This is a genomic window from Halogranum rubrum (assembly GCF_900114455.1).
In the GTDB taxonomy this organism is placed as follows: domain Archaea; phylum Halobacteriota; class Halobacteria; order Halobacteriales; family Haloferacaceae; genus Halogranum; species Halogranum rubrum.
This window is the reverse complement of record NZ_FOTC01000001.1, coordinates 249507-276470: the sequence shown is the minus strand read 5'-3', so window position 1 is coordinate 276470 and position 26964 is coordinate 249507. Positions and strand designations below refer to the sequence as shown.

The 26964-nt window shown below is 63.6% G+C and carries 35 protein-coding genes; 24 read left to right on the top strand and 11 right to left on the bottom strand.

What is annotated here, in order from left to right:
• Positions 1-26: 26 nt before the first annotated feature.
• The 3 genes from ggt (at position 27) to BM083_RS01455 (ending at position 3105) form a co-directional block, all read left to right on the top strand.
• Entirely contained in the window at positions 27-1847 is a 1821-nt protein-coding gene (gene ggt, locus BM083_RS01465; RefSeq protein WP_089864792.1) for a gamma-glutamyltransferase, read from the top strand.
• Positions 1848-1906: 59 nt separating this feature from the next.
• The gene (locus BM083_RS01460; protein WP_089864789.1) at positions 1907-2818 is read left to right on the top strand and encodes a DMT family transporter; all 912 of its coding nucleotides are present in this window, start codon (positions 1907-1909) and stop codon (positions 2816-2818) included.
• A gap of 65 nt (positions 2819-2883) precedes the next feature.
• Positions 2884-3105 carry a DUF8147 domain-containing protein gene (locus BM083_RS01455; protein WP_143085648.1) on the top strand — a complete coding sequence of 74 codons (222 nt, stop codon included), beginning with the start codon at positions 2884-2886 and terminating at the stop codon, positions 3103-3105.
• Here the strand turns inward: BM083_RS01455 and BM083_RS01450 are convergent.
• Positions 3051-3758 carry a SprT-like domain-containing protein gene (locus BM083_RS01450; RefSeq protein WP_245756814.1) on the bottom strand — a complete coding sequence of 236 codons (708 nt, stop codon included), beginning with the start codon at positions 3756-3758 and terminating at the stop codon, positions 3051-3053. The two genes, BM083_RS01455 and BM083_RS01450, sit on opposite strands and share 55 nt — an antisense overlap.
• Here BM083_RS01450 and BM083_RS01445 point away from each other — a divergent pair, their 5' ends adjacent.
• On the top strand, positions 3759-4028 hold the full coding sequence (locus BM083_RS01445; protein WP_089864783.1) for a hypothetical protein: 270 nt from the start codon (positions 3759-3761) through the stop codon (positions 4026-4028).
• A 34-nt stretch (positions 4029-4062) separates the two neighbouring features.
• On the opposite strand, the gene BM083_RS01440 is transcribed toward BM083_RS01445, so the two are convergent.
• Positions 4063-4830, bottom strand: coding sequence for an HFX_2341 family transcriptional regulator domain-containing protein (locus BM083_RS01440; protein WP_089864780.1), 768 nt, complete (start codon positions 4828-4830; stop codon positions 4063-4065).
• A gap of 421 nt (positions 4831-5251) precedes the next feature.
• Positions 5252-5632 carry a hypothetical protein gene (locus tag BM083_RS01435; RefSeq protein WP_089864777.1) on the bottom strand — a complete coding sequence of 127 codons (381 nt, stop codon included), beginning with the start codon at positions 5630-5632 and terminating at the stop codon, positions 5252-5254.
• A gap of 203 nt (positions 5633-5835) precedes the next feature.
• On the opposite strand from BM083_RS01435, the gene BM083_RS01430 reads away from it, so the two are divergent.
• The 3 genes from BM083_RS01430 (at position 5836) to BM083_RS01420 (ending at position 9314) form a co-directional block, all read left to right on the top strand.
• Positions 5836-7941: a bacterio-opsin activator domain-containing protein gene (locus BM083_RS01430; protein ID WP_089864775.1), complete on the top strand. Its 2106-nt coding sequence runs from the start codon at positions 5836-5838 to the stop codon at positions 7939-7941.
• A gap of 312 nt (positions 7942-8253) precedes the next feature.
• Complete coding sequence (locus tag BM083_RS23065) at positions 8254-8400, top strand: hypothetical protein (protein WP_009376947.1); 147 nt, start codon at positions 8254-8256, stop codon at positions 8398-8400.
• Between the two features lie 479 nt (positions 8401-8879).
• Positions 8880-9314 (top strand): universal stress protein, encoded by a 435-nt coding sequence (locus tag BM083_RS01420; protein ID WP_089864768.1) that lies wholly within the window; start codon positions 8880-8882, stop codon positions 9312-9314.
• Positions 9315-9376: 62 nt separating this feature from the next.
• On the opposite strand, the gene nikR is transcribed toward BM083_RS01420, so the two are convergent.
• Positions 9377-9787, bottom strand: coding sequence for a nickel-responsive transcriptional regulator NikR (nikR, locus tag BM083_RS01415; protein ID WP_009376949.1), 411 nt, complete (start codon positions 9785-9787; stop codon positions 9377-9379).
• A gap of 92 nt (positions 9788-9879) precedes the next feature.
• On the opposite strand from nikR, the gene BM083_RS01410 reads away from it, so the two are divergent.
• From BM083_RS01410 to BM083_RS23060, 13 genes are all read left to right on the top strand, one after another.
• The gene (locus tag BM083_RS01410) at positions 9880-10521 is read left to right on the top strand and encodes an energy-coupling factor ABC transporter permease (protein WP_089864765.1); all 642 of its coding nucleotides are present in this window, start codon (positions 9880-9882) and stop codon (positions 10519-10521) included.
• Positions 10518-10829, top strand: coding sequence for a PDGLE domain-containing protein (locus BM083_RS01405; protein WP_089864762.1), 312 nt, complete (start codon positions 10518-10520; stop codon positions 10827-10829). Before BM083_RS01410 ends, BM083_RS01405 begins: the two co-directional genes overlap by 4 nt.
• Positions 10826-11650, top strand: a complete 825-nt coding sequence (cbiQ, locus tag BM083_RS01400) for a cobalt ECF transporter T component CbiQ (RefSeq protein WP_089864759.1) — start codon at positions 10826-10828, stop codon at positions 11648-11650. Before BM083_RS01405 ends, cbiQ begins: the two co-directional genes overlap by 4 nt.
• Positions 11647-12468 (top strand): energy-coupling factor ABC transporter ATP-binding protein, encoded by an 822-nt coding sequence (locus tag BM083_RS01395; RefSeq protein WP_089864756.1) that lies wholly within the window; start codon positions 11647-11649, stop codon positions 12466-12468. The genes cbiQ and BM083_RS01395 overlap by 4 nt, the downstream gene beginning before the upstream one ends.
• A gap of 275 nt (positions 12469-12743) precedes the next feature.
• The gene (locus BM083_RS01390) at positions 12744-13124 is read left to right on the top strand and encodes an urease subunit beta (RefSeq protein WP_089864754.1); all 381 of its coding nucleotides are present in this window, start codon (positions 12744-12746) and stop codon (positions 13122-13124) included.
• A 2-nt stretch (positions 13125-13126) separates the two neighbouring features.
• Positions 13127-14833 carry an urease subunit alpha gene (ureC, locus tag BM083_RS01385; RefSeq protein ID WP_089864751.1) on the top strand — a complete coding sequence of 569 codons (1707 nt, stop codon included), beginning with the start codon at positions 13127-13129 and terminating at the stop codon, positions 14831-14833.
• Positions 14834-14851: 18 nt separating this feature from the next.
• Positions 14852-15169: an urease subunit gamma gene (locus tag BM083_RS01380; protein ID WP_009376956.1), complete on the top strand. Its 318-nt coding sequence runs from the start codon at positions 14852-14854 to the stop codon at positions 15167-15169.
• Entirely contained in the window at positions 15166-15783 is a 618-nt protein-coding gene (gene ureG / locus BM083_RS01375; protein WP_089864748.1) for an urease accessory protein UreG, read from the top strand. Before BM083_RS01380 ends, ureG begins: the two co-directional genes overlap by 4 nt.
• A complete protein-coding gene (locus BM083_RS01370; RefSeq protein ID WP_089864745.1) occupies positions 15784-16758 on the top strand; it encodes an urease accessory protein UreD in 975 nt (324 codons plus the stop codon).
• Positions 16755-17402 (top strand): urease accessory protein UreE, encoded by a 648-nt coding sequence (locus BM083_RS01365; RefSeq protein ID WP_218148916.1) that lies wholly within the window; start codon positions 16755-16757, stop codon positions 17400-17402. The genes BM083_RS01370 and BM083_RS01365 overlap by 4 nt, the downstream gene beginning before the upstream one ends.
• The gene (locus BM083_RS01360; protein WP_089864742.1) at positions 17395-18114 is read left to right on the top strand and encodes an urease accessory protein UreF; all 720 of its coding nucleotides are present in this window, start codon (positions 17395-17397) and stop codon (positions 18112-18114) included. Before BM083_RS01365 ends, BM083_RS01360 begins: the two co-directional genes overlap by 8 nt.
• A gap of 331 nt (positions 18115-18445) precedes the next feature.
• Positions 18446-19144, top strand: a complete 699-nt coding sequence (locus BM083_RS01355; RefSeq protein ID WP_089864738.1) for a helix-turn-helix domain-containing protein — start codon at positions 18446-18448, stop codon at positions 19142-19144.
• A gap of 102 nt (positions 19145-19246) precedes the next feature.
• Complete coding sequence (locus tag BM083_RS23060; RefSeq protein ID WP_177197505.1) at positions 19247-19408, top strand: HVO_A0556 family zinc finger protein; 162 nt, start codon at positions 19247-19249, stop codon at positions 19406-19408.
• A gap of 83 nt (positions 19409-19491) precedes the next feature.
• Here the strand turns inward: BM083_RS23060 and BM083_RS01350 are convergent, their stop codons facing one another.
• Complete coding sequence (locus BM083_RS01350) at positions 19492-19815, bottom strand: DUF8028 family protein (RefSeq protein ID WP_089864735.1); 324 nt, start codon at positions 19813-19815, stop codon at positions 19492-19494.
• A complete protein-coding gene (locus BM083_RS23710) occupies positions 19815-20024 on the bottom strand; it encodes a hypothetical protein (protein WP_089868276.1) in 210 nt (69 codons plus the stop codon). Before BM083_RS23710 ends, BM083_RS01350 begins: the two co-directional genes overlap by 1 nt.
• Positions 20025-20223: 199 nt before the next feature.
• Here BM083_RS23710 and BM083_RS01340 point away from each other — a divergent pair, with 199 nt between their 5' ends.
• Positions 20224-20457 carry a DUF7120 family protein gene (locus BM083_RS01340; protein ID WP_009376966.1) on the top strand — a complete coding sequence of 78 codons (234 nt, stop codon included), beginning with the start codon at positions 20224-20226 and terminating at the stop codon, positions 20455-20457.
• Between the two features lie 15 nt (positions 20458-20472).
• On the opposite strand, the gene BM083_RS01335 is transcribed toward BM083_RS01340, so the two are convergent.
• The 3 genes from BM083_RS01335 to BM083_RS23055 all read right to left on the bottom strand — a co-directional run bounded on the left by BM083_RS01335 (position 20473) and on the right by BM083_RS23055 (position 22305).
• Positions 20473-21294, bottom strand: a complete 822-nt coding sequence (locus BM083_RS01335; protein ID WP_089864732.1) for an undecaprenyl-diphosphate phosphatase — start codon at positions 21292-21294, stop codon at positions 20473-20475.
• Positions 21295-21379: 85 nt separating this feature from the next.
• Positions 21380-21733 carry a hypothetical protein gene (locus tag BM083_RS01330; protein WP_218148915.1) on the bottom strand — a complete coding sequence of 118 codons (354 nt, stop codon included), beginning with the start codon at positions 21731-21733 and terminating at the stop codon, positions 21380-21382.
• A gap of 113 nt (positions 21734-21846) precedes the next feature.
• Positions 21847-22305, bottom strand: coding sequence for a hypothetical protein (locus BM083_RS23055; protein WP_089864725.1), 459 nt, complete (start codon positions 22303-22305; stop codon positions 21847-21849).
• A gap of 408 nt (positions 22306-22713) precedes the next feature.
• On the opposite strand from BM083_RS23055, the gene BM083_RS01320 reads away from it, so the two are divergent.
• Entirely contained in the window at positions 22714-23619 is a 906-nt protein-coding gene (locus BM083_RS01320; RefSeq protein ID WP_245756813.1) for a DICT sensory domain-containing protein, read from the top strand.
• A 187-nt stretch (positions 23620-23806) separates the two neighbouring features.
• On the opposite strand, the gene BM083_RS01315 is transcribed toward BM083_RS01320, so the two are convergent.
• Entirely contained in the window at positions 23807-24766 is a 960-nt protein-coding gene (locus BM083_RS01315; protein WP_089868273.1) for a transcription initiation factor IIB, read from the bottom strand.
• A gap of 149 nt (positions 24767-24915) precedes the next feature.
• Here BM083_RS01315 and BM083_RS01310 point away from each other — a divergent pair, with 149 nt between their 5' ends.
• Positions 24916-25707 carry a DUF2270 domain-containing protein gene (locus tag BM083_RS01310; protein WP_177197504.1) on the top strand — a complete coding sequence of 264 codons (792 nt, stop codon included), beginning with the start codon at positions 24916-24918 and terminating at the stop codon, positions 25705-25707.
• Positions 25708-25826: 119 nt separating this feature from the next.
• Here BM083_RS01310 and BM083_RS01305 read toward each other — a convergent pair whose 3' ends face one another.
• A complete protein-coding gene (locus tag BM083_RS01305; protein WP_089864720.1) occupies positions 25827-26405 on the bottom strand; it encodes a histidine phosphatase family protein in 579 nt (192 codons plus the stop codon).
• Between BM083_RS01305 and BM083_RS24200 the strand changes: the two genes are divergently transcribed.
• Positions 26336-26773, top strand: a complete 438-nt coding sequence (locus BM083_RS24200) for a DUF7504 family protein (protein ID WP_449404997.1) — start codon at positions 26336-26338, stop codon at positions 26771-26773. The two genes, BM083_RS01305 and BM083_RS24200, sit on opposite strands and share 70 nt — an antisense overlap.
• Positions 26774-26964: the final 191 nt, after the last annotated feature.

The window sequence follows — 26964 nt, the reverse complement described above, 5'->3', positions numbered from 1 at the left end:
GACGGTCCGAGAGTCCGAAGAGTCGCATGTCCCAGGATAACAAATCACTCGATGCAGACAGACTGTCCGGATTTCGGACGGATAGGCGAACGTTCTTGAAGGGATCGATGGCCGCCCTCGGCACGGGTGCCGTCTCGACCGGCGCGGTCCGCGGACAGGAAGGAGATGGGCCGACCGCCGGCGACGTTCCGACTGCACGCGGGGCTGACGGGATGGTGTCCAGCGCCCACCCACAGGCGACTGAAATCGGGGCCGAGGTGCTCCGAGACGGCGGCAACGCCATCGACGCGGCGGTCGCCGTTCAGTTCGCGCTGAACGTCGTCCAACCGCACGCGTCGGGTATCGGCGGCGGCGGGTTCATGGTCGTCTACGATGCCGACGAGGACGAACTGTACAGCGTCGACAACCGCGAGCGAGCGCCGTTCGGGGCGACTCCGGACATGTTTCTCGACGACGACGGCGAACCGATTCCGTTCCAGACGCGGCGAGCGAGCGGTGACGCAGTCGGTGTTCCCGGAACGCTCCGGGCCGCCGACGTCGCCCTGAAGCGGTTCGGGTCGCGCGAACTGTCGAGCCTCATCGACCCGGCGGTCGGTCTCGCCGCAGAGAGCGGTCCCGAAGTCACCGTCGATGCGTCGCTGGCGGAGGCGATTGTGGGCAACTCGCAGGTGTTCAACGACGCCGCGCAGTCGGTGTTCGCTCCCGGTGGGACGCCACTAGAGGAGGGAGCGACGCTCACACAACCCGACCTCGCAGACACCTTCCGGACGATTCGTGACGAGGGTATCGGCGCGTTCTACAAGGGACCGATCGGAGAGGCGATGGCGGAGACGGTCCAGGACGCCGGCGGGAGCATGCGTCCTTCGGACGTCGGCCGATACAACGTCACCATCGACCACCCGGAGTACGTCGAGTACGACGACGTGACCGTCCGGACCCAGTCGCTGCCGAGTTCCGGCGGGTTGACCATCGGTCAGATTCTCGAACTCGTCGAACCGTTCGACCTGTGTCGCGAGGGGCGACAGTCGTCGTCGACCTACGAGGTGCTCCTCGAAGCGTTCAGCCACGCCTACGCCGACCGGGGCGCGTACATGGGCGACAAAGCGTTCGTCGACGCGCCGTGGCAGGGACTGTTCGACGAGGCGTACTTAGAGACCCGGCGTGCGGGTATCGCCCCCGACGGGTCGGCGAACGGGTCGCCTGGCCCCGGCAACCCGTGGGACTACCAACCGGGTGAACCCTATCGAGTTGAACCGCTCGGACGTGCCGAACTCGGCGGCGGCCCGGAGAAAGACACTGGACAGACGACGCACTTCACGACGGCCGACAGCGAGGGTAACATGGTGTCGTGGACGAGCACCATCGAGCAGTTCTTCGGGTCTGGGTTGATGGTGCCCGACTACGGGTTCATGCTCAACAACGAACTCACCGACTTCGACGCCGTCCCCGGCGGGCCGAACGAGGTGCAACCGTGGAAGCGACCCCTCAGCAGTACGAGTCCCACCATCGTCTTCAGAGACGGCAACCCCTACATGACCGTCGGGTCGCCGGGCGGGAAGACCATCATCACCACCGTCGCGCAGGTCATCCTGAACGTCGTCGAGTTCGGGATGAGCCTCCCGGAAGCCATCGCCGCACCGCGCGTCTACAAAGACACCGACCCCGAGATAATCTGGGAACAGGGTGTACCCGAGGCCGTCCGAACGGAGTTGACGGACGCCGGGTTCGAGTTCGCCGAGGAACCAGCGCAGTTGGGCAACGTGCAGGCGATACTCGTCGACCCCGAGTCCGGTGAGTATCTGGGAGCGGCAGACGCTCGCCGTGACGGGTCGGTCGTCGGTATCTAGTCGGCGGGGACCCGTGCCGCAACCGTGAGCACTAACAGACCGCACGGACAACCGGTCTCGTGGACAACCGTTTCGTCACCGTCGGTCTCTTTGCGCTCCTCGCGACCCTGTGGGGCTTTTCGTTTCCCGCCATCGACGTCGGCTTGGAGTCGCTCGAACCCGTTCTCTTCGCCGCCTTTCGCTACGACGTCGCCGCGGTCCTCCTCCTCGTCTACGCCGTCACCCGGACGAGCAAGTGGCTGCCCGCGAACAGAGCGAACCTCACCGCCGTCCTCGCCGGTGGGGCGTTCCTCGTCGCCGGCAACGGACTGCTCTTCGTCGGCCAACAGACCGTTCCGAGCGGCGTCGCGGCCATCATGCAGAGTCTCGTCCCCATCGTGACGAGTCTCTGGGCGCTCGGCCTCCTCCCCGAAGAGCGGGTGACGCCGATGGGTGCAGTCGGCATCCTCCTCGGTTTTCTCGGTGTCGGCCTCATCGTCCGTCCCGACCCGGCGAACCTCCTCGGAGCGGACGGCGTCGGACGCCTCCTCGTCCTCGGACAGGTGGTGAGCATCGCACTCGGTGGCGTGTTGGTCCAACGGGCCAGTCCGACGCTCGACCGGGCCGCCCTCTCGGGGTGGTCGATGCTGGTCGGAGGAGTACTCCTCCACACGGCCAGTCTCGCCATCGGCGAACCGCTCGTCGCGCCCGCGACGCTCCACGCGCAGGTCGCCGTCCTCTATCTCGGCGTGTTCGCGACGGCGATTGCCTTCCTCATCTACTTCACCCTCCTCGACGTTCGCGGGGCACTCGAAACCTCGCTCGTCACGTATCTGGTCCCCGTCGTCGCGACGGTTGCGAGCGTGGTCTTTCTGAACGAGACCATCACCCTGCTGACCGTCGTCGGCTTTCTCGTCGTCCTCTCGGGGTTCGTCCTACTGAAGCGCCACGAACTCGCCGAACTGGCCGCCGAGATTCGACTCGCGGTGTGAGTGGACCGAGAACCAGAAGTAGTCGAGGAAAACAGTTTATGCTCCTCGGATACCTCTCGTCAGACATGACTTCGACGACCCGAGCACCCGCCGTCGCCGCCCTCCTCGGACTCGTCACGCTGTTCGTCGTCGGCTTCGGCGTCACAGCGTTGCTCGACCCCTACGTTTGGCCCTCGCTGCTCGTCGGTATCCCGGCCGGTGTCGTCACTGGTGTCCTCGTCACCGTCGTTTCCTACTGGTTCTTGAGCCGTCGGCAGCGAAGCGCCGCCTCGCAACAGGACGACTGATAGTCTTCGTACTCGCGAACGAGTGAACACTCGCGGTAGCGACGGGCGACGGTCGCTTCACACGCGGTACACGAGAGGACGAACTTCGGTGTCGCGAAGCGACGGCATCGAACGGGCGTGTCGAGTGCGTCGGCGCGGCGCTCGAACTCCGGACCGTGGTTCGTCGTCCCGAACCGCTGGAACTGCTCGACGTGAATCAATTCGTGGCGGAGTGTCGCCCGCCACTCGTCGACGTCGAACGCCTCCGCGGCGGCCCACGTCAACGAGACAGTACAACGGCGGACAGACGCGCCCCTCGTCGCGTCGAGGTCGGACCACGACAGCGGTGTCCCTACAGCCGCCTCGGGAATCCGAGGGCGTTTGACCGCCGCCGCTCGCCGTTTCGCACGCGTCGACACCTCCCAGTCGACGAGTGAGAGGTCGACGGCGACGTCGTCACGGTCGACGACCTGTCGAGCGTAGCGCCGAGACCACGCGACGAGGTCGGTGTGCGTCGAGACGTGATCGAACGTCGTCTGAGTCGGCGATATCGGTACATCCTCCCCGTCTGTCACAGTTATCCACTGTCGCACGACTCGCCTCATCAGTGGTTCGGTTCCCGAGAGGTGACCATTCATACCGTCTGCGGACGACCCGACACGTGTGAGCGTCACGTGAAAGTCAAGTACCGAGTCGAGGGCGAGGAGTACGAAGCGGTGGAGACGGTACCGTGTTGTGAAGAGTGTCTGACCGCGTGGGAGCGCGACACGTTCAGTTTCGAGGCGGGCGTCGACGTCGAAACGGACGAGTCCGTTCCGCTCGTCTGTGTCGTCGCCTACGAACGCACCGACGAGGGCGAGTTCGACAGTGCGATTCCCATCTACTACTGTCCCTTCTGTGGGACCGGGATTCTCGCCGTCGAAGTCGACGACGGCGACGAGTGACTATTCGCATACGAGAAGACGAGAAGACGAGAGACTACTCGAACTGAAGTTTGTGCGCGAAGGCGACGTAGACGCTCCGGCCGGTGTCCGTGAGCGTCACCAGCTTTCGGCGGCCGGCCGTCCGAACGTGGAGGTACTGCTTCTCCGTCAACGGGTCGATGACGGCGCTGCTCAGTCGGCGGTACTTCGACTGCCTGCTCTCGGTCGGCGGGTCGGTCATGAACGAGAGGTCCGACTCCTCGGCGAACTCGATGAGGTCACGCTTGCGGACGGTGTAGCCGCGTTCGGAGCGCGAGTGGATGTAGTCCATCACGGCAATCTGGTCGCGCGTCGGCGACTCGATGGGGTAGTTCGGGAGTTCGCTGACCGAGGCGACGCCCTCGGTGAGCGGTTCGTTCTGTACGTCGTGGGCGTAAGACTCGGGTTCGACGCTGTAGGCCGTCGCGTGGGTACTCATACAGGCGATTGCCGCACCGACACCAGCGAGCGTCGGTCCGCTCGACACGTTCACGAGAACTTCGTCGCCACCGTGGCGTGCGGCGAGCGTCGTCGTCTGGCCGAGGACGTCGTAGATGTCGTTGAGGTCGACGTCGACACGTTCGACGGCGATACCGGCGTCGTCGAGGTCCGCGAGCAGGTCGGCGTGGTAGGTCGGCGTCGACGACGACGGCGTCGTCGGACCGAGGAGGTAGAGAGAGTCGGCGTTGTACCGTGTCGCGGGCACGAAGATACGGTCGCGTTCGTAGCCGAGCGGGGCGATGTGGACGCGGCGCATCGACCGGAGTCCGCGTGAGTCAGCCATACATCGAGTGACACGAAAAGGCGTCTTGAATCGTTCGGAGCGACTCGCCGCAAACCGACACACGTCGGTGCAGCGATGGCGGGACGCAGATGGCAGAGTGCGTCCGAGCGATGGAGGGGCGGGCGTCAGCGGGAGGGTGGACGGGTACACGTGCCCTGGGAGGGCGGCGTGCAGTGGACAACGGCACACGACGGGCCGGTCGCCGCAGCGGGGAAGGGCGGCGGCGACGACCCGCGTGGGGCACGTGTACTTTCGACAAGGTGCAGTTGGATATTGAACATTGACACGCTACTATCGAGACAATCGATACGAACGAGAGAATCAAGAGTATCGGCGTGGGGGAGCGTGTGTGAGCGACGACTCGGGAGTGTGAGACGCGGTGCGGACGGTGAGGGTGAATATCGAGAGGAGCGAGAAGTCGTCAATCGGTCTCGGTGTCGGTGTCGGCATCGACCTCGGTTCCGGCGTCGGTAGTGGTGGAGCCCTCGTCGGGAGTCGACAACGACTGGGCGACCGAGTAACCGGCGACGGTGCCGACGGCGAGGATGGCAGCACAGAGGCTAGTCAACCCCCAGGCGACACTGGTCGGAAGTCCGAGTAGCGCATCGAGCGGGACGAGCGGTCCGGGACGGATGGCCGGTGGAAGCGACTGGAGGAGAGTGTTGAGACTACGGCGAAGTCCCAGTGCGATGAGCGCGTAGACGCCGAAGTAGGTCGCGATACCGACGTACTTCAGGCGGCGTCTGTTCAGCGCCTGCGCTTCGGTGACTACCGAGCGCCAGTCGTTCGTATCTTCGAACATCTGAGGGTCCACTCCGACAGCAGTCGTCTGGGGGTCACCCGGTGAGGGTTGTAGCCTTTTTCATTGGTGTCCGGTCGCCGTAGCGTGGGAACCGAGAACAGAGCGGAACGACGCACATCGACGTAGTTGTCAACGTAGCGACGTTCGATTCATAGTCTTGCCCTACCAAGGGTGGTGACAAGGGGCATAGGTTAGGGAAACTGATGGACAAGACACACTACCAGCCGTACGCCGACCTCTTCGAGAGCGACGACCAGTTACGGACACTGTTAAACAACGCGCCGGTCGTCCTGTTCGCGCTAGACGACGAAGGGACAGTCCTCCTCTCAGAAGGGGAAGGGCTGGAAGCACTCGGAGTGGAACCCGGCGAACTCGTCGGCATGTCTGTCTTCGACCTCTACAGTGACAACCCCGACGTGCTCCACAACGTCCACCAGGCACTCGACGGTGAGTCGTTCGTTTCGACTGCCGACGCTAACGGGCGCACCTTCGAGTCGACCTTCCGACCCGTATTCGACGACGACGAGACTGTCAAGTGGGTCCTCGGTGTCTCTGTCGACGTCACAGAGCGGCAGCACTACCAAGAGATGCTCACGACGCTCCACACGTCGACGCGTGACCTGTTGGACGCAGAGACGAGACAGGACGTCGCCGACTGTATCGTCGAAGGAGCGACGGAGGTCCTCAATCTCTCCGGCGTGGTCGTGTTTCTCCTCGACGAGACGGCGAACCAACTGCGTCCGGTCTCGTTCTCTCCTGACGTCCCGCCGTTCGTCGGCGTCCCACCCTCGTACCGACCCGGTTCCAGTATCACGTGGCAGGTGTTCGCCGAAGGTGAGACTCAAGTGTTCGCGGACGTTCGCGACTCCGAATACGTCGACAACCCGGGAACGAAGGTCCGAAGCGGGTTGTACATTCCACTGGGAAGCCACGGCGTTTTGGTGGCTATTTCGCCGGAGTGCGCCGCCTTCAGCGACCAGACCGTCGAACTCGTCAGTCTCTTCGCGACGAACGCGGAGGTGGCACTCGACCGTGTCGACCGAGAGGAGGAACTCCGTGACCGTGACCGAGTACTGCAACAGCAAAACGAGCAACTCGGCCAACTCAACGAACTCAACGGAACCATCCGTGAACTGGTCCAACGACTCGTCCGTGCAAGCACTCGCGAAGGTATCGAACGGGCGGTCTGTGAGCAGTTGACGACGGTCGACCGCTACGGGTTCGCGTGGGTCGGCGACCCCGATATCACCCGCGAAGAACTCGTTCCGCGAGCGTGGGGCGGAAGCGACCACAGCTACCTCGACAGCGTCTCGCTGTCGCTCACGGACGAGACCGCAGTCGAACCGGCGTGCGTGGCGGCACAGACTCGGGAGGTCGTCGTCGTCGACAACGTCGCCGACGACCTCCGAACCGCCCCGTGGCGGAAAGAAGCGCTCTCGCGCGACTATCAGTCGGTGCTCGCGGTTCCAATCGTGTACGAAGAGTTCCTCTACGGGGTGGTCACCGTCTACGCACAGAAACTCGACGGCTTCGACGAGACCACGACGGCCGTCTTCGGCGAACTCGGTGAGACCATCGGCTACGCCATCAACGCCGTCGAGACCAAACGCGGCGTGCTGACGAACGGAACGCTCGAACTCGACTTGCGACTGTCAGAGTCCGACGACCTCCTCGCCCGTGTCGCTCGACAGCTCTCGTGTCGACTCGAACTGGAGGGTGTCGTCCCCGAGACGGACACTACGGTCCTGTTCGTCACCGTCAGCGACGCCGACGTAGACGTCGTCCTCGCGGCGTTCGAGGAGTTGGTCTCCGTCCAGTCGGTTCGACTCGTCGCCGACCGAGAGACCGACGCACTCGTCGAAGTCGTCTCGACCGACCCGACGCTGGCAGGGACGTTCTCCAGATACGGTGCCGTCCCGAAGTCCATCGTCGCGGGGGGGGACGAACTCACGGCCATCGTTCACGTCGCCTACGACACCGACGTCCGTGCGTTCGTCGAGATGTTGCAGACGAAGTATCCCGGTGCCGAACTCGTCGCACGGCGTGACCGCGCCCAGACGGACGACACCGACGCCGACCAGACGTTCGCAGCCAAACTCCGAGAGCGACTCACCGACCGGCAAGCCGAGGTGATGCGGGCCGCCTACCTCGGTGGGTTCTTCGAGTCACCGCGAGCGAGCACGGGTGAAGAGATCGGTGCCTCGCTGGGAATCACGCAACCGACGTTCAACCACCACCTCCGCACCGGACAGCGGAAACTCTTCGAACTGCTCTACGAAGAGCGAGCCACCTCGCCTCTAGATAGATAGCCCCACCTCGAGACGCCATTCGTTCTATGAAGAGGCTATGGCTTTGCGGCATCCACTGCTACGAAGCTACGTGAACGAGACGCGAGAGGATGTGAACCGAACGCGACGAGAGAGTTGCGTCGGTTTACACGGGCCACTGCGCCACATCTGTGGGCAGCGAGCGGGGTTCTCCCTCACTCGACGATTCTCATCGTTCGCCACCGACAGGAGTGCTCCGTCGTCGACGGTGTCGACCGTCTCGTCGACGCTGCCGACCAATCTCGTGGCTAGTATGGTACCGCTCGTCCACGTTCTACGAACCTGCAACGAACCATGAACGACAACCAACAGTCGAAGCCGTCGACCGCCGTAGAGTACACCGAGTTCACCCTGGGAACGAAAACAATCAGTCTCATCTCCGACCCGGACAATCCCCGAGCGTGGCTCAAATCCGACGTCACGACGGTCGTCGAACAGTAACCACCCCACCCCCGATTCCGTTTCTCTCGGTGCATCACAGAGACAGCGGCGTCTTCTCACGGACAGACACGACTCCGGCCGACTCTAGATTGATAGCCTCGCGATTCGACTGGGTCAATCCACGTAGATAGAACCGCTATCTCCGATGGCTGTGTAGGGTTGCGTGTGAGCAGCGGGCAGAAGGCAACGTTCTGTCTTCGGCCGCACGCGCTTGTTCACAGTCCAACTGCCATGCGGATCGGTTTCGACCGTGGGCGCACGTACCCCCATCCATCCCTTCCCACACTTCCCTCGTGTGTCTCACGGTCGGTCCGTCGAAACTGACGAACCGACCGCGGAGAGCGTCGCCGAACGGACCCAGTCGTTACTCTCGACCGTGAGCGCTCTCGCCGAACGTGTCGCCGAGACGCCGTAGACACCAGCGTACTGTGCCGACGACGAGGTCGACAGTTTACGTCGCTCGCCCGCGTACGAGTGGTATGTACCGTACGATTCTAATCGCCACCGACGGGAGCGAATACTCCGACGCCGCCGCGGCCCACGCTATCGACCTCGCCCACAAGTACGACGCCGCCCTGCACGCTCTCTCGGTCATCGAGATGGACGTCTCCTTCTCGGAGACCATCTCCGAACAGATGTTGAAAGACCTCGAAGGACGCGGCCAGAAGGCAGTCGACACCATCACGGCCCGTGCCCACGACGCCGGTGTCACCAGCGTCGAGGGAACAGTCGTTCGCGGAACGCCACACCGTGCCATCGTCGACTACGCACACGACCACGGTGCCGACCTCGTCGTCGTCGGGACACACGGGCGTCGTGGACTCGACAGACTTCTCTTGGGAAGTGTCGCCGAGCGCGTCCTCCGAACCGCGGACGTTCCCGTGTTGGTCGTTCGAGAGAAGAAAGCAGAGTGACTGACAGCGCAGCAGACAGCACACCGGTCCGTCGACGGACTACCGGACTCGACGGTCGTCGGTCACTCGTCGACGACGACGACTTTCACCTGCCGAACGCCCCGCATCGACCGGAGTCGATTCGACAGTTCGGTGATGACGGCCGTCTCGCCGTCGACGGCCAACGTCTCCATGCAGCGGTCGTGTGAGAGGTGGATATGCTGGACGGAGATGATTGCGTCCGCAAACTCGTGTTGGACCTGCTGGAGGCGGTCGGCGATACCGTCGGCGTGGTGGTCGTGAGTGACGACGATGGTGCCGTAATGTCTCCCACCTGCCTCGTTCTCCCACTCGTACGTGACGAAGAAATCTCTGAGCGCGTCGCGAATCGCCTTCGAACGACTGTCGTATTCCCAGTCGTCGACGATAGCGTCCAGGCGGCCGACCATCTCACTCGGGAGGGTGAGGCTGATACGGTCGAAGTCGTCGGTCATACTGTCGCCTTCGAGAGGTCCACGCATCAACCTTCGTTTGGTAATATTGTATATGGGCAAAGTATTACTTCGATTGCCACAGACGCGACTGTATGCACATTCCGGACGGGTTTCTCGACGTACCCATCGCCGCAGGCTGTTTCGTCCTCGCGGGTGCTGTCCTCGCGCTGGCCGCTCGCCGAGCGGAGTCGACGCTCGACGACGTTCGTGTCCCACTGCTGGGCGTCGTCTCCGCAGGGATATTCGCTGCACAGATGCTCAACTGGCCGATACCGGGCGGGACGAGCGCACACTTCGTCGGCGGCGCGTTCGCGGCCATCGTCCTCGGTCCACATCTCGGCGCGCTCTCTGTGGCCTCGGTCGTCATCATCCAGAGTCTCGTCTTCGGTGACGGCGGCCTCACGGCCATCGGTGCGAACGTGCTCAACATGGCCGTCGTCGAGGTGTACGCCGGATACGCCATCTACCGCGCACTTCGTGGCGTCGACGAGTCGGTCGCCGTCTTCGCGGCTGGATGGCTGGGTATCACGCTCGGTGCGCTCGCCGCCGCCGTCGAACTCGGTCTCTCCTCGACGTTCGCGTACCAACTCGGAACGACGGTGACCATCATGGGTGTCGGCCACCTCCTCTTGGGCCTCGTGGAGGGTGCCATCACGCTCGTCGTCTACCGTTACATCGTGCAGGCACGCCCCGACGTCCTCGCGACCACGACCGAACCGGAGGCGGCCGCATGAGCGAACACGCCGACGGACTCCTCGCCAAACCGTGGGTCCGGCGCGCGCTGGTCTTCGTCTTCGTCCTCGTCGTGCTCGCCCCCGCCTTCGGATGGGCCGCCGGCGCAGTCGGCTACGCGGAACCCCTCGAAAACGCCGCCGAAGCGACCGGTGCAGCGGAACACGCGACGACGCTCAACGCCGGACTCCTCCCCGACTACGGCGTCCCCGGCGTCCATCCCCACCTCGGGACGTTCGTCGCCGGACTGGTCGGAACCGCCCTCACGCTCGGCGTGACGCTCGGACTCGGCCGTCTCCTCGACGGATGACGCGAGGCCGCGTGCTCGACCGAACGACTGCCGAACTCGGTGCACACGCCCGTCTCCTCCTCCTCGGCGAGTCGTACCCCGCTCGCGATGGCTTTCTCCAGCGAGTCGACCCGACGCTGAAACTCGTCGGCGTCACCGCCGTCGTCGTGACTGCCGTCGCGACCCGTGACCTACTGACGCTGCTCGCGCTTCTCGTCGCCGCGTTCGGACTGGCGCGCCTCTCGTCGATTCCGCTGCGCGTACTCGTCGCTCGCGTGTGGCTTCCGCCAGTGCTGGCGTTCGTCGTCGTCGCCCCCCGACTCGTCCTCACGCCCGGAACCCCGGTGCTGACACTGGGACCGCTCTCGCCGACCGAAGCGGGTGCCGCCTACGTCGCTACCTTCGTCGCCCGCGTCGCCGCGTGCGTCGCACTGCTCTCGCTCGTCCTCCTGACGACCCGCTTTTCGGACCTGCTGGCCGCACTCCGTCGCCTTCGAGTGCCGACGCTGCTGGTCGGTATCGTTGCCGTCACCTACCGGTATCTCCTCGTCTTCTTCGCCGAACTGCAGCGACTCGTCGTCGCCCGTCGCGCGCGAACGGTTCACGACCGACGCGTCTCGCTCCGCGAGTCGTGGCGAGCGTCGGGGACGCTGCTCGGGACGTTCTTCGTCCGGACGCTCGAACGGAGCGAACGCGTGCAGATGGCCGCCGCCGCCCGCGGCGGTGGCCGGCGAGCAATCGACGTCGGCGGAGCGCACCGCACCGTGTCTCGTCGGCGGTCGAACGTCGCCTTCGCAACGTTGGCTCTTCTCGCCATCGTCGGGATGGTGGTAGTCGCGTGAGCGACCCCGTCGTCGACGCCCGCGACGTGACCTACCGCCATCCGGACGGCACAGTCGCCGTCGACGGCGTCGACCTCAGAATCGAACCCGGCACCCGTGTCGCCCTCCTCGGAGCGAACGGCGCGGGGAAGAGCACCCTTCTGCAACTGCTCGGCGGTCTACTGGACCCGAGTGAGGGGACGGTCCGGTGGTTCGGCGAACGCGACGCCGACGTGGTTCGAGACCGACTCAGCGTCCTCCTGCAAGACGCCGACGACTACCTGTTCAACCCGACCGTCCGCGAGGACTTGGCGTACGGCCCGCGACAACTTCGTCTCCCCGCGAACGAAGTCGACGAGCGAGTGGCGACGTTGGCAGCGCGGTTCGACCTCGAATCGCTCCTCGACCGGCCGCCGTTCCGTCTGAGCGGTGGCGAGAAACGCCGTGCCGCGTTCGCCGCCGCGCTCTCGCTGGACCCCGAGGCCCTGTTGCTCGACGAACCGGTGAGCCACCTCGACGCGCAGAACCGCCGTCGCATCCTCGATGCACTCGACGAGTTGGCGAGTGAGGGTGTGACGACGGTGGTCGCCACGCCCGACCCGGACCTCGTGCCAGCGGTCGCAGACCGCGTCTGTCTCCTCGGTCCGAGTGGGACAGTCGTCGCCGACGGCACGCCCAGAGAGATTCTGACCGACCGCGAACGGTTGCGTGCCGCCGGACTCCGCCCGCCGACGCTGGTCCGCCTCTTCGGTGACCTCGACGGTGTCGACGGCGAGGACCTGCCGGTGTCGCTCTCGGAGGCGGACGCGCTGCTCCGTCGCTGGCGCGAAACCGAGTGACGCCGTCGGAGCGTCAGTGGTCAGTCGGTGAGAGTAACCAGCGACGTGGCGGGTTTCGATTCGGCACTTTTCGAGGGGAATACGCCAATTATTCTGTGTATGTGTCCAGAGCGTACGACGAGCGACAGGTTCGACCGGGCAATTATTGCTATCTCGCCCAATCCTTATCACATCGTGAGACTGATGGCGGGCATGGTTACCAAGCGCACACGCAAGCGAGGTGTCTCCGTCGCCGGAGACGCGACGAGGGGCGACGGGCCCGCGAGGACGTTGCGATGAGCGACGACCCACTCGTCCCGGGTGAGATTATCCCCGGTGACGGCACGGTCACTATCAACGAGGGGCGAAAGACGGCGACGGTCAGCGTCGCCAACACGGGCGACCGACCGGTACAGGTCGGGTCGCACTTCCACTTCTTCGAGGTGAACAAGGCGCTCGACTTCGACCGGGAGAAAGGATTTGGGATGCGTCTCGACATCCCTGCAGGCACCGCCGTCCGGTTCGAACCCGGCGACGAACGGGAAGTAGACCTCGTCGCCTACGCGGGCAAACAGCGTATCACGGGGATGAACAACCTCGTCAACGGGGCGACGAGTAAGGGCGTACGCGAAGACGCACTGGAACGCGCCCGCGACGCCGGGTTCAAGGGGGCCTGACGATGGCGAAAGACCTGGACAAGAAACGGTACACGGACCTCTACGGCCCGACGACGGGCAGTAAGGTACGACTCGGCGACACCACGCTGTTCGCCGAAGTCGAGGAGGACTACACCACCTACGGCGACGAGGCCGTCTTCGGCGGCGGGAAGACGCTCCGCGACGGCCTCGGGATGGCACCCGGCACGACGTCCAAAGAGGGCGCACTCGACTGGGTGCTGACGAACGCGACGGTCATCGACCCGATCCACGGCATCATCAAGGGCGACATCGGCATCAAAGACGGCGAGATAGCGGGTATCGGCAAGGCCGGGAACCCGAACACGATGGAAGGTGTCGACCCGGACCTCGTCGTCGGCGCGAGCACCGACGTCTACCCCGCGGAGGGTCGTATCGCCACCGCGGGCGCACTCGACATCCACGTCCACTTCAACAGCGCCCAGTTGGCCGAGCACGCGCTGGCATCGGGCATCACGACGATGATGGGTGGCGGCTACGGCGGCGGCGCGACGACGGCGACGACGGGCCCGGTCAACATCAAGCGCTACCTCCAAGCCGCAGAGGAGTGGCCCGTCAACGTCGGCTTCTACGGGAAGGGCAACAGCAGTAAACCCGCGTCGCTGCGCGAACAGGCCGAAGCGGGCGCGTGCGGCCTCAAACTCCACGAAGACTGGGGGGCGACACCCGCGACTATCGACACCTGTCTCGCACTCGCCGACGACATGGACCTGCAAGTGTGTCTCCACACGGACACGCTCAACGAGGCCGGATTCGTCGAGGACACCTTCGCCGCCATCGACGGCCGGACGATTCACATGTTCCACATCGAGGGTGCAGGCGGCGGTCACGCCCCGGACATCCTCGAACTCGTCGGCGAACCCAACATGCTGCCGTCGTCGACGAACCCGTCGATGCCCTACACGGTCAACACGTTCGACGAACACCTCGACATGGTGATGGTCTGTCACCACCTCAACCCCGACGTTCCCGAGGACGTCGCCTTCGCCGAGTCGCGTATCCGCGCGGAGACGCTCGGCGCCGAGGACGTGCTTCACGACGAGGGCGCAGTTAGCATGATGACCTCCGACTCGCAGGCGATGGGTCGTATCGGCGAGGTGGTCGCACGCACCTGGCAGACGGCGGACAAGATGAAGAAACAGCGCGGGCCGTTGCCCGAAGACGGCGACGAAAACGACAACTTCCGCATCAAGCGCTACGTCGCCAAGTACACCATCAACCCGGCCATCGCGGCGGGTATCGACGACTACGTCGGTTCCTTAGAGCGAGGGAAACTCGCCGACATCTGTCTGTGGGACCCCGCGTTCTTCGGCATCAAACCCGACCTCGTGATGAAAGGCGGCTTTCCCGTCCTCTCGGAGATGGGCGAGGCCAACGGCTCGCTGATGACCTGTGAACCGGTCAAGCAACGCCCACGAGCGGGTGCCATCGGCAAGGCCAAACACGCGCTGTCGCTGGCGTTCGTCAGTCAGGCCGCCGCCGAGCGCGAAGTCGGCGAGGAGTACGGTCTCGACAAGACCGTCGTCCCGGTCAGAGGGACGCGGAACCTCGACAAGGGGAGCATGCACTACAACGAGTATCTGCCCGACATCGACGTCGACCCCGAGACGTTCGAGGTGAAAGTCGACGGCGACATCGTCACCAGCGAACCCGCCGACGAGATTCCGCTCGCACAACGGTACACACTCTAACGCACGAACATACAGCCAATGAAACTCACACCGAAAGACGAAGAACGACTCACGATATTCATGGTCGCCGAACTCGCTCGCCGCCGAAAGGACCGCGGCGTCAAGTTGAACCACCCCGAAGCCGTCGCGTACATCTCCGATTGGGTCTGCGAAGGTGCCCGCGACGGCCGCGACGTAGCCGAACTGCGCGCTGACGCGACCCAGCAACTCACCCGCGCCGACGTGATGGAAGGCGTCCCCGAGATGATAGACATGATTCAAGTCGAACCGACGTTCCCCGACGGCACCAAACTCGTCACCGTCCACGACCCCATCCGACTGGAGGGCGACGAATGAACTACCGCGACGTGGCGAAAGTCGGCATCGGCGGTCCCGTCGGGTCGGGCAAGACCTCGCTCATCAAGGAGATCGTCCCCCACCTCTTAGAGGACGAACTCGACGTCGGCATCATCGCCAACGACATCTTGACGCAAGAAGACGCGCAGGCGCTGAAAGCCGCCTTCGCGGGCGACATCCCCGACGAACTCGTGCAAGGTGTCGAGACGGGTGCGTGTCCGCACACCGGAATCAGAGAGGACCCCTCGATGAACTTAGAGAAGATAAACGAGTTCGTCGACATCGAACCCAAGTTGGACCTCGTCGTCCTCGAATCCGGCGGCGACAACCTCGCGGCGACGTTCAACCCGGAACTCGCCGACTACTTCATCTACGTCATCTCGGTCGCCGAGGGCGACGACATCCCCCGCAAGCGCGGGCCGGGTGTCGTCGAAGCCGACCTGCTCGTCATCAACAAGACCGAACTCGCACCCTACGTCGACGCCGATTTGGAGGTGATGGACCGCGACGCACACGAGGTCCGCGACGGCCCGGTGGTCTTCACCGACTGCAAGACGGGTGAAGGAATCGACGCCGTGGTCGAACACATCCGCGAGCAGGTGCTCTTCGCGTAGATGGCGAGCGAATTTCGGCCGAATCGACCGACTCCGTTCGAAGGCTATGCGACCGAATCGGTTCCGCAAGCCGCCGCCGGGTCTGCCGGCAAGAACGGGATACTGGAGGCGACGTTCGCCGCGGATTCGACGGGGCAGACCCGACTGGTCCGCGACTTCGCGAAGGTGCCGTTCCACGTCACCGGCGACCTGAGCCACGACCAAGAGCTGCCACAACTGGCCAGCCTGTTCGTCCAGTCGCCGACGGGCGGCATCGCACAAGGCGACCGCCACCGGATGGACATCGAGGTGAGAGAGGGTGCGCAGGCACACGTCACCACCCAAAGCGCGACGCAAGTGCTCGGGATGGAGCGCAACTACGGTCGCTCAGACGTCTCGCTGACCGTCGACGACGGCGGCTATCTGGAGTTCCTCCCCGAACCGGTCATCCTCTTTCCGAACTCGCGACTACTCCAGCGCGTCCAGATGGAACTGGGAGACGACGCCACTGTCGTCTTCGGCGAGACGGTCGTACCGGGCCGACTCGCCCGCGGCGAGGCCTTCGAGTACGACCGGTACTACTCGCGCGTCGTGGGGAGAGAGCGGAGTGAGGTTGGAGAGAGCAAAGAGAGCAAAGAGAGCGGAGAGAACGAGGAGCCCGGACGACGACTGTTCGAGGACGTGGTTCATCTCTCCGGCGAGGACGACATGCGCCGACCCGGACTGTTCGGCGAGAACCGGGTGCTCGGCAGTCTCTACGTCGTCGGCACCGGGTTCGAAGACGGCGAATCTGCGGAACTGAGCGACCGGATTCACGAGCGTGTCGCCGACACCGACGCGACGGCGTCGGCGTCGACGCTCCCCCGAGAGAACGGTGTCGTCGTCCGTGCACTCGGCTCTCGAACCGACGCGGTCACGTCGGCGCTGTTCGCCGCGTGGGACGAGACCAGACAGGCGCGTTTCGGCGTCTCGGCACCGGAGCCACGGAAACTATGACAGAGAAGACAATGCTCGTCGCGAACGGCGTGGAGGGGAACGTCCACGAGGACGACACGTTGCACGAGGCGTATCACGACCACGACGCGGCGGGGACGCTCGAACGCGTCGTCGTCGACGCGACGACGCGACGGCGGTCACGGTTCCGGACGACGACAGAGAGCGGAACGGACCTCGGCGTCGTCGTCAACAGTTCCGACGGCCTTCGACCCGGCGACGTGCTCGCCGTCGACGACAGCGACCGTCTGTTCGTCGTCGAGTTCGAACAGGAGACGGCCGTCGTCGTCGAGTTACCCGACGGTGCGACGGATACAGAGACGCTCGCCGCGGCGGTGGCGTTCGGCCACGTCGTCGGCAACAAACACTGGGACCTCGCCGTCGACGGGGGCCGCGTGTACGTCCGGGTCGGTGCAGACGGCCCACGAGTCGCCGACGAACTTCGAGAACATCTCCTCGATGGGGCGACGCTCCACCACGAACAGGTCGACCCGACGCTGTTCGACACGAGCGGTGGGGGTGTCGACCACGACCACAGCCACGGCGACCACACGCATTCACACGCACACGACGGCCACAACCACAGCCACGATGGTGGCAGTCACACACATTCACTCACGCGCCCGACGGAGGGAAACGATGAGTGACGACGGCGGTGGAGCAGTGAACAGTGACCCGCTGGCGACGGTGACGGCGTTCCAACTGGCAGATTCGTTTCTTCCAGTCGGAACGTACACCGCTTCCTACGGGTTAGAACAGTTCGTCGAGTCCGACGTCGTCGACGACGTCGAGAGTCTCCAGACGGTCCTCGAAGATTACCTCGCCCAGCAGATTGGCCCGTGCGATACGGTGGTTCTCGCCCGAGCGTACGACGCCGCTGCCGAGGGTGACCTCGACGGCGTCGTCAGGGTAGACAGAAGACAGGAGTCGGTGACGCTCACCGCCGAGTTCCGCGAGAGTTCGACGAAGTCCGGCGGGCAGTTGCTCTCGCTGATGGCGGAGACGGAGAGTGACGAGTTCTTGCAGACCTACCGCGAACGCGTCGACGACGGTGACACGCCGGGGAACTACGCGGCCGTCTTCGGGGCGGTCGCTGCTCGAACAGAGATTCCCCGAGAGAGCGCCTGTCTCGCGCAGGGATACGGGTTCGTCGTCGGCTTGCTCGGGGCCGCCCAGCGGTTGATGCGCATCGGCCACACCGACACACAGCGGATACTTCACGAGGTCAAACCCGTCATCGTCGACGTGGTCGAGGAGTGTGCGTCACGACCGTTGGACGACCTCCAGTCGTTCGCGCCGATGGTCGACGTGATGTCGATGCAGCACGAACGGGCCGAGCGGCGACTGTTCGTGAGTTGAAGCGCACAGTCGTCGCGACGGACAGCGGCCACCCACCTCACACGCGTTCGCCGTCGGTGGAAACGTGGCGTCTGTCTAGAAGAGTTGTGAAGACTGCTCCCGAAGCGTAGTCGACCATGAGTGACCAAGCTACTAATACATACACGTCGACAGACTGTTCTCTAGTAGCGGGCTTTCACGCGAAGCCGGCTCGGGGTCGACGAAGCCTCTGACACCATTCTTCGCCCCCTCTACCACAGACTCGACGAGTGAATCGTAAGCGCTCGTTCGACAACCCAGGAGAGATGTCAACGGTCGGTGCATTCATGGCGGTCGGTTACTTGATGAGCGTATGATTGCTGAGTTTACGCTCGACGCCGAGGTGCTTCGCGAGAGTCTCCGCGCCGCGCCGGAACTCACCGTCCGACTGGAGCAGTTGTACAGCACACCCGACGACCCACTTCGGAACGTCTTCTGGGCGACGGGGACGGGCGCGGACGCCTTCGAAGCAGCACTCCCGTCCGATCCGAGTATCACCGACTGGGTCCGCTTGGAGACGACAGAGATCGGCCGACTGTACCGTATCACCTACGCGCCGGACATCGTCGACCTCGAACTGTATCACATCGCGGGCGAGGTCGAAGGGCTCATCCTCGATGCGACGGCCAACGACGGTCGATACGAGATGCGTATGCGCTTTCCGAGTCGGGCCGCCTTCGAGGAGTTCTACACTCGAGGCACCGCGTTGGACGTGAGGTTCGACCTACAAGCGCTCTACACGTCCCAAGTGGGTGGGCGAGAAGACGAGTCCGTCCTCACCGACGCACAGCGCGAGACGCTCATCTTGGCGTTCGACTGCGGCTACTACGACATCCCACGAGGAATCTCGCTCGACGAGTTAGGCGAGAAACTCGGAATCTCCGACCAAGCTGTCTCCGAGCGACTTCGACGCGCGACTCGGTCGCTCGTCGCCGCGACGTTCGCCTCGCAAGGTGCCGCGAAGATAGCGAACGCGGACGCCGACACAGTCGACTTTTCCCCGCGTTCTTGACGCCACTCGACACCATCGACGAAGGAGACTGACTGACGAGACCGACTTATTGCACTCGCCAACAGATACTTGTGTCCGTCGTCTAGACGCATTGGTACAGCCATGAGTCAGGCACTTGTAACCGGTCGTGACGCGCTCGTCGAGAAACTCCGGAGCCGCGACTGTCAGCACTGTTCCAACGGGACACTCGTAGAAGGAACGTACAAAGACAACGACGCGGTGCTGTGCGACGAGTGCGAGACACCCGCACTGCAGCTCTGGTAACGGAGAGAAAGACGACACACGGCGAGGTTGGCGACGACGACCGGCTGCTACGACTCGACTCGCTTTTTCCGAACGACTGCGCCTCAGTGAGCGAAGCCGCCAGTCGTGACCGACGGCGACCGGTGGTTGTGACCGACGATGAGCGCACAGCAGTCGAAGAGTACCGTCGCCGCAAACAGCGGTACCTCGGCCGGGAGGAGGCCGCCGAGGAGGAGCCAGACGGCGTAGCACGGGAGCGCGACGGCGGCCCAGAACGCGACGGTTCGAACCGAACGAGCACCCCCTCTGAGGACCCTCGTCCCCACGCCTCGCGGCGTCGTGTAGCTGAATCGCCACGCCCGCTCTGACGTGTTCGCCGCGCCGGAGGACGTCGACGAAGTCGTGTCGACGGACGACGAGTTCGGCATCAGCGAACCTCGTCGAGCGAGACGTAGGAGTCTCGCTTGGCAGAGAGCCACCGGCTTCCGTTCATGCCTTTCTTCCGGTCGAACAGGACGACTTCGTCGGGTGCGAAGTCGCCGACGATGCCGTCCAGGTCCGGGTTGAACGTGTAGTCGATACCGAACTCCGGCCACTCCTCCGTACTTGGCTCGACGCGAGACTGCGATTTACTCACGCTGAGCCACCTCGGTTGCCAGTTCGGTCGGTCGCGCACTGTGAGCGTGGGTAGGGAAGCCGTGTGTCGTCGTCATCAACTATTACTATCGAATACACCTATATGAAAGTCAGATAACAGAGGTGTAACTCACCGCGCTTACCCGGCAGTAAGCCGCGAATCCCAAGCGTTCTTACGGCCAGCGGACGAACCTCTGTGTATGCCCAGAGTCGAAGTCTCTCTCTCAGACGATGTACACTTCCAGTTCGAGCGAATGGTCGACGAAGAGTTCGTCACCGAAGAGCAGGCAGTCGAGGAACTACTGACCGCCGGACTCGAAGCGTACAACGCAGGGTCGGGGACACCCGACGACCGAAGCGGATTCGAAGAGGGGATGGAAGGGAACCTGTTCAACACCGACGAGGGCGACCCGAGCGGACGGGACACGCTGTAACCGACGACGAACCGACTACAGTATCGTCAGCCCGAGACCGCCGAGGACGGCGAGTCCACCGAGACCGACGCAGACCCCCCAGAAGGGGACTTTTTCGACGAGTCGCATCAGTGCTCCAATCGTCGCGTAACCGACGAGCGCCGCGGCGACCAGTGCGACGAGTGCCGCCTCCACCGTGAGCCCCGGCAGTCCACCGCTGTCGACGACGGCGAGGACGCCACCGCCGAGTGCGGCGGGAATCGAGAGGAGAAACGAGAGGCGAAACGACGCCGGCCCGTCGTGACCGCGGAGGAGCAGTGCGCTGGCGGTCGTCCCCGAGCGAGAGACACCGGGGAGCACTGCCATCCCTTGCAGCGCGCCGACGAGGACAGCGTCGACGACGTCCGGTTCCGAGCGGTCACCGAGCGTCAGCGTTCCGGCGAACCGCTGGAGTAGGCCGGTGAGCACGAGGAGTCCGCCGACGAGTGCGACGAACGCGCCGCCGGTGAGTGCCGAGACGAGGTCGTCGAGGAGGCTGTAGGCGGTGAGTGCGACGACGATAGAGACCGTCGTCGCGACGGCGAGAAACGAGAGCGTCGCCGTCTCGCCGTCGAACGCCGACCCCGGTCGCCACGCCGGGAGCAGTCCGAGTACGTCGCGGAGTTCGTCGCGGTAGTAGACCGTCGCCGAGAGCGCCGTCCCCGCGTGGAGAAAGAGGGCGAACGAGACGGCCGCAGAGGGCGACGAACCGAGCGCAGTCAGAACGATTGCGATGTTGCCTTCGCTGGAGATAGGGAGCCACTCGAAGACGCCCTGCAACACACCCGCGACCAGCGCAATCAGCAACGTGCGGTCCATATCCTCTCCGCTCTCGGGCAGTGATAAAAGCGGTTCGGGACGAAAAGAACGGAGAGGGCGAAGCGGACGAAGAGAGCGAAAGACGTCAGACGCGGCCCGCTTCGGCGAGCACGTCCCACACGAGGTCCGACAGGAGGTGGGTGTAGAGGACGACGGCGGTGAACACCGCGAGGAAGACGTCGAACGCGAGGAGCACACCCACGGCGAGACCACCGAGGACGACGTGGCTCAGGAGTCGTCGGAGGGTGCCGACGTCGCCCTCGTCGAAAATCTGGCTCTGGTCGGCGAAGACGATACGCGGGTCGCGGAGACACCGTCGTACTGCGGTCCACTCGCCGGTGTTGAGTCGGGCGACGAGGAAGTGGTCGAAGTCGATACCGACGCCGAGGACGACGGCGTAGGCGACGAGGAACCACCACGGATACACAGAGACAGTCACAAGTGCGATAGCGGCGCCGACGACGACCGAGATGAGGAAGTGTTGATGTGAGTAGATAACCGCTCACCGACTGAGTCGACACCCGTCACCGTTATCAAACCGACGGCGTCGCCTCAGAGTCGTTCTTTCGTCGAGCGAGAGCGCGACGAGCGAGACGAACGGGAACGTGACGTCCGAGACATTCGGGACGAACGGGACGAACGAGATGAACGCGACGAACGGGCCGTGCGCTCCGACTCCGACGACTGCAGGACGGGGAGTCGGTCGGTCAGTTCGTCGCGCCAGTTGGCGACTCGCCCATCGTCGGCCGAGAAGCGACGGACGAGTCGCGGGATAGACAACACGAGGTGGAAGAAGACGACGAGGAGCGGATTCGACGAGACCAGATAGACGAACACACCGGTGAGAAGCAGTCGAACTCCCATCAGGAGCAACAACCCGTTGACGAGTTCGTGCGTCACGAGCGGACCCTGACGAGTCTGACCGTCACGAGAAGAGAAGAGTGCGACACACCGCTCACGGAGCGAGTCGTTCGCCGGTGACCGTCCCCGGGCGTCACCTAATCCAGGCATGGCATGTGGTTTCGGCGGGGGAGGTAAGAAACTCCGTCAGTCGTTCGTCAGACAACTCTTCACAAGTTGAGTGAGGTATCTCGTCGAGGAGGTGCTCTGAGTCGAGAGAGTTGGTTCGAAGAATCGCGCCGGGGGCTATGGCTCACACCCGGTCACGAATCCGGAATGCCACAATTCGAAACGTCCTCCGGGCAGGAGATCGAATTGCAATTCATCGAACGGCCTCTGTCTGTAATAGCGTAGTGGTTAGATAGAAACCCCCTCTGATCAGTAGCTATTATACATATAATGCGCAGGGGTAAAACGACACGACCAGCCGCTCGCTTACCCGATGGCCGCGTCGAATCGTTCGGCACCGATGTGGGGGTCACTGGTACGAAGACATCGCTGAGAGGACGTAACACACAAGTGAGTGTCGCCCTTCTCCATACCAACCGAATGTCGCTCTCGGAACTGATTTCGGGCGTCGAATGTCGCGAGCAGACACTCACCGTCGTCAACGCCGACGCAGAGGTGGCCGACGAACTTCGCGAGTACTTCGTCGACCGAAACGTCCGTATCGTCGAGGAACAGTCGAGCAGTACACCGGCAACCTACGTCGTCCTCGGCGAGGACGGCCGCTTTCTCACGGCCGCGAGCGTCGCCGAACTCTTGGACGACGACGACCCCCAGCGACCGGAGTTCGCAGAAGGGTCGTACCAGCCGATTCTCGATGCGGTAGACGAGACGACGTTCACTTCCTTCGACACGGGCCGGATGGTCGCCGCCTCACGTGAAATCGAAGACCGCGCGTGGCGGGCAGGGCGCGGACAACTCCACGCCGGGTTCCAGACCGTCTCGTCGTTCGAGACGCAACGCGACGTGTACGAACGACTCGGAGCGCGCGACAGACTCGGCGTCCACGCCTACGCGACGCCCGACGGCACCGAGACGACCTGTGACGAACTTCGTCTTCATCTCGAATCGACGACCGAACTCGAACGCTCGTGGTTCGTCGTCTACGACGGCGGCGGCACGAGGGAAAACGCGTGTGCCCTCGTCGCGGAGGAGCGTGAGCCGAGACAGTTCTACGGGTTCTGGACGTACAGTTCGGAGACAGTCGAGACCATCGTCGACCACCTGAACCGGACGTACGCGTTCGCCGAGACCGACGGCGGCGGGTGGACGTCCGAAGCGAGCGACGAGCGAACCGCTCTCTCCGTAGAGGACGGTCGTAAACGGACCCAGTGTCGGCCACCGGGCAGGAGGGCCGACGTCAGAGGGGTCCACGTGGATAGTTCGGGCAGAGCTACCCACAACAGTGTGTCAGAGTAGGCACCGACACGAGACGAAATCGGTCGTGTTCGGTGGCGACTATCAGTAGTCACCCTATCAGCCTCCATCTTTCCCCTTCGCTTTCAGGGTGATATATGTTCGAACGAGCGGAATGTCGACGACACAGCCACCGTGGTGGAGTCGAGTCGAACTCGAAAGCTGTCGACGGCGAGACGCCTCGGCAGACTCACAACCCCATCGCATCGATCTGTTCTTGATACCGGTTCCGGATGGTGACCTCGGTGACTTGTGCGACGCTGGCGACTTCGCGCTGGGTCTTCTTCTCGTTGCAGAGCAGCGACGCCGCGTAGATGGCGGCGGCGGCGAACCCGGTCGGCGACTTTCCGGAGAGCAGTCCCTTCTCGGCGGAGACGTCGATAATCTCGTTCGCCTTCGATTGGACCTCCTTACTCAACTCCAACTCACTCGCGAACCGGGGGACGAACTGCTTGGGGTCGACGGGTTTGAGTTCGAGACCGAGTTCCTGAGAGATGTAGCGATAGGTTCGTCCGATCTCCTTCTGTGGCACGCGCGAGACTTCCGCGACTTCGTCGAGCGAACGCGGGATACCCTCCTGTCGACACGCGGCGTAGAGCGCACTCGTGGCGACACCCTCGATAGAGCGCCCGCGGATGAGGTCCTCGTTGAGTGCGCGCCGATAGATGACCGACGCCACCTCGCGGACGGAGTCGGGGACACCCAGTGCAGAGGCCATCCGGTCCATCTCCGAGAGCGCGAACTGCAGGTTCCGCTCACCCGCGTCTTTCGTGCGGATACGCTCCTGCCACTTTCTGAGTCTGTGCATCTGTGAGCGCTTTTCGGAGGAGAGCGACCGCCCGTAGGCGTCTTTGTTCTGCCAGTCGATGGTCGTCGTCAGTCCTTTGTCGTGCATCGTCTTCGTCGTCGGTGCGCCGACGCGCGACTTCGATTGCCGCTCGGAGTGGTTGAACGCGCGCCACTCTGGCCCCCGGTCGATGTTCTGCTCGTCGAGGACGAGTCCACAGTCGTCACAGATCACCTCCCCCTCGCTGTGTACGAGATTGTCGGAGTTACACTCAGGACAGGCGTGGTGTTCGTCCTCCGATTCGTTCTCTGTCTCGCGCTGACGCTGACGTTCGTGCTGTCGTCCGCGAAACGAATCTGTCATCGACAACAACTCACTTCGTCGGTGTTTAATTGTCTGTCGGACGATGACACGGACCACTCGGTGTTCGAGGGCAACTCTCGAGAAGAGGTCGTGTATAGCTGTGGGCTTGACGCACAATACTTTTTGCGCTCAACCGAGTCAGTACACGTATGAACCGAAGCGACCAGCGCCGTTCGTCCGAGCGTGATTCGACCGACTCGTCGTCGGACGACGTCGCCGGTCACGCTGAACCGTCGTCGGCAGAGACGACGTTCGACCCGAGCGACGAGCAAGCACGGACTCTCGGACGGGGGTTCTTCGAGGAGACGAGTGCGCCCGGTTCGGCGATGGCACACCTCTACCGTGGAGAGATTCACCGCATGAAGATGTGGCGTGAACGACTGGATCGAAGTAGCAACTGGGCGGTGACAGTGATGGCCGCCATCCTGACCTGGGCGTTCGCCGACGCCTCGAACCCACACTACGTAATCCTGGTCGGTGCCCTCATGGTGGGCATCTTTCTCGTCATCGAAGCGCGTCGGTACCGGGGTTACGACATCTGGCGCTCGCGTGTGCGACTCTTGCAAGAGAACGTCTTCGCGTACGCACTCGACCCCTCACAGGGTATCGAAGACGACGAGTGGCGACGGAAACTCAGTCGCGACTACCGAACGCCGACGACGAAGATTACCTACGAGGAGGCCATCGCTCACCGCCTCCGACGTGTCTACCTCCCGCTCTTCACCGTGTTAGGCGCGGCGTGGCTGTTCCGTATCACGGTGATGCCGACGACGGGGTGGCCAGCCAGTGCTGCCATCGGGATGATTCCCGGCGCCGTCGTGACGGGTCTCGTCATCACAGCGTATCTCGGTCTCGTCTCGATTACCTTTCGCCCCCGACGCTGGCAGGCACACGGTGAACTCCGAAACTGCGACATCGGCGCGTGGGACGAGATGGAGTAGGCACACGCTCAATCAAGATCTTCGTAAACGGTATTATGCGATAGCAAATCAGATGCTGTCGACGTTTAGTGCTGTTCAGGTCGAATCGACTGCCACGTGCGGACTCTCAACCGGTCGACTTACGCATCCGGCGAGTACCGGCGCTCGATGGCCACTATCTCCCCGTCGACGAACTCAGCTTGGTACATGTCGGGCGTCGTCAGTTTGTCGCGCCAGAAGTCGGCATCGAACCGGTCGTCGTAGTAGTTCAACAGTGAGGTGAGCAGTTGACCGTGTGTACCGACGACGACAGCCCCGTTCTCGTATCGCGACAACACTCGGTCGAGGGCAGCGAGTCCTCGTCGTTGCGCATCGAGACTTGACTCGCCGTCGGGCCACGCGTACGACCAGTCTTCCCACACTGCAGCGACGGCACTCTCGAACGTCTCCCCGATGGATTCGACGGGACCGTCGGTCAACTGTCGTTCGCGGAACCCCTCGTCGATAGCGACGTCGAGGCCGTGGTGTTCGGCGAGGGGAGCGACCGTCTCGCGTGCGCGTGCGAAGGGACTGGACACTACCGCGTCGACTGCCTCGTCGGCGAGGAGATCTGCGATTCGGTCGGCCGCTTCACGACCCTCCTCGGAGAGTGGCCGTTCGGCTTCTCGATTGGGAACCCACGGCGAGTGCGCGTGGCGGACGAAGTAGACGGTCGTCATCGCCGAATTCGACTCGCGTCGCGGAGAAAGCCGTTCTGTTCGTCGCCAACGATTACCGCAGACGAAGGAACGAGAGCCAGCGTCTCTATCTCTCGGTGACGATCGCACGTGCACTCCAGTCGCTCGCCGATTCGACGCGGAAAGTCGCCATCGGGTTTGACATCCTCTCAGAGGTCATCCGGAAGTTCGAGTTGAAGGTCGTCTTCCGCTTTCTGAACATCCTGACTCGACAGATCGCAAAGACCGACGCCGTCGCGCACTTCCATCTCAACCCACAACGGCACTCGCCGGTCGAACTCAACCTCGTCCACTCGCAGTTCGACCTCACGATAACGACAGCAGACGACCTACTACTGAGTGACGGCTGACATCCTCTCTGTTCTGAAGCGCGGTTGTAGCCTCGTTTCCTCCCTACCACCGTATCACGCAAGAGTCCGAAACAGAGCGCGAATTCGATGGATTCGACAGACAGCCACATTTCGTATCGCCAATAGTGGTTTATCGGGGCGCGTTCGTAGCGGACAGGCTATCTGAGACCGTTCTCGCCACTCGGCGGCGC